The organism is Acinetobacter sp. 1125_18A, assembly GCF_052824985.1.
The window spans coordinates 1-1459 of record NZ_VTDG01000039.1; the positions used below are offsets into that span (position 1 = coordinate 1).

The 1459-nt window shown below is 32.9% G+C and carries 1 protein-coding gene; it reads right to left on the reverse strand.

The window, feature by feature from the left end; genetic code table 11:
- Positions 1 to 378: IS5 family transposase (locus FY049_RS22135; protein WP_446084421.1), on the reverse strand; the 378-nt coding region annotated here is incomplete at its 3' end.
- Positions 379 to 1459: the final 1081 nt, after the last annotated feature.

Genomic DNA, 1459 nt, shown 5'->3' on the forward strand with positions numbered 1-1459 from the left:
CTTTAGCCCAGTGGAGTCGACTAATAGATGAAGTCCATCATTACTTTTCTGATAGTGAATTGCGATATCAACATGTTTTTGGCGACGGCACAGCGTAGAATAATCGGGCACTGTCCAGTTTAATCCTGATAATTTAATTAAACTTCGAATAAAACCCTTGACCATGCGTAACGTGAGTCTGAATAGAGATTTAATCATTAAGCAACATTGTATCGCTGCATCTGAATAGGTTGGAGTACGCCCTTGTTTGCCATTTTCCTTAGCATACCACTGTGTATTTGGATCAAACCAAATGGTGAGATCACCACGATTAATTAGGGCTTGGTTGTACGAGGACCAATTGATAGTACGATAGATTTTCGGAGTAGGCTTCTTCATTCGAAAATTATATTGCTAAAGAAGCCTTTAAGAACAGGTTTGTGCAACAAAGCCAAATAGAGGGAAAAGACTTGGCTTAAGGTTCAATTTGATTGCAGGTATTTATAATTTAGAACTGAGTAAAAAGTGAGTTATGAAAGAGGTCTATTATTCATCCTGTAAAATTTAAGATTTTCAAGCATAATCTGTGTATGAAATATCTCGATTCAAAAAAGCTTTCTGATTCTCAGTTTAAGCACTATACAGGCATATTTCGTTCGACATTTTTTCGAACTTAAAAGTGTCTACAAAATCGGTGGCTATTCATCCATTGATAATTTTTTGTTCTTTTGGCAAATTAAATTAGATCAACATAAAAAAAACATCCACAAAATGTTCAACTTGGTATGAATAGGTTATACTGATTTCGTAGCCTATCAGAGCTAGTAGTCCTCAAATGCTACAAGCTTATTACCCATGTGCGTGCTAAGTAGTATCTGATAGCAGTGTATGGTAGTAACTATCTATAAATGTTAGTTATTACCATTTCTTTCAATACTTTTAATCACTTAATTTTCATAAATTTAAGAAAAATATTTAGTTAGTCTTTTTCTTCTACTACAATATTCAAAATAGATAACTTTCGCACTAAAGCTGAAACTTGATTATCCAATTCCAGAATAGTAGCGTCTGCCTCTACCAACAAACTAGCGAGATGATCACGTTGCCTGATGATCGCATCCAAACACTCTTCAATACTTCTATTTTGCTTTCGTGCTAATAATTTAATTTGATATATAGATTTAGAACTGATACTTTCTGCTCTTCCACTATGGACATAAAGATAAAAAAATAAATTAATATAAGTATTTTTCCATGAACATTATTAAAAAAAGATACAATAGCTTTTTTATTACAAATAAATGCTACAAATTCCATAAAATAATCAACATATTAACTCATCAAACTGTGACAACATAATACTGTCCATACTTATGTCCTTCTTATGTACAATTGTTATGTCAGTTGCGAGCGGCTTTGTTGCACAAACCTATCTCTAAAGGCTGATTCCACACTATAATTTTCAAATGAATAAGCCTCG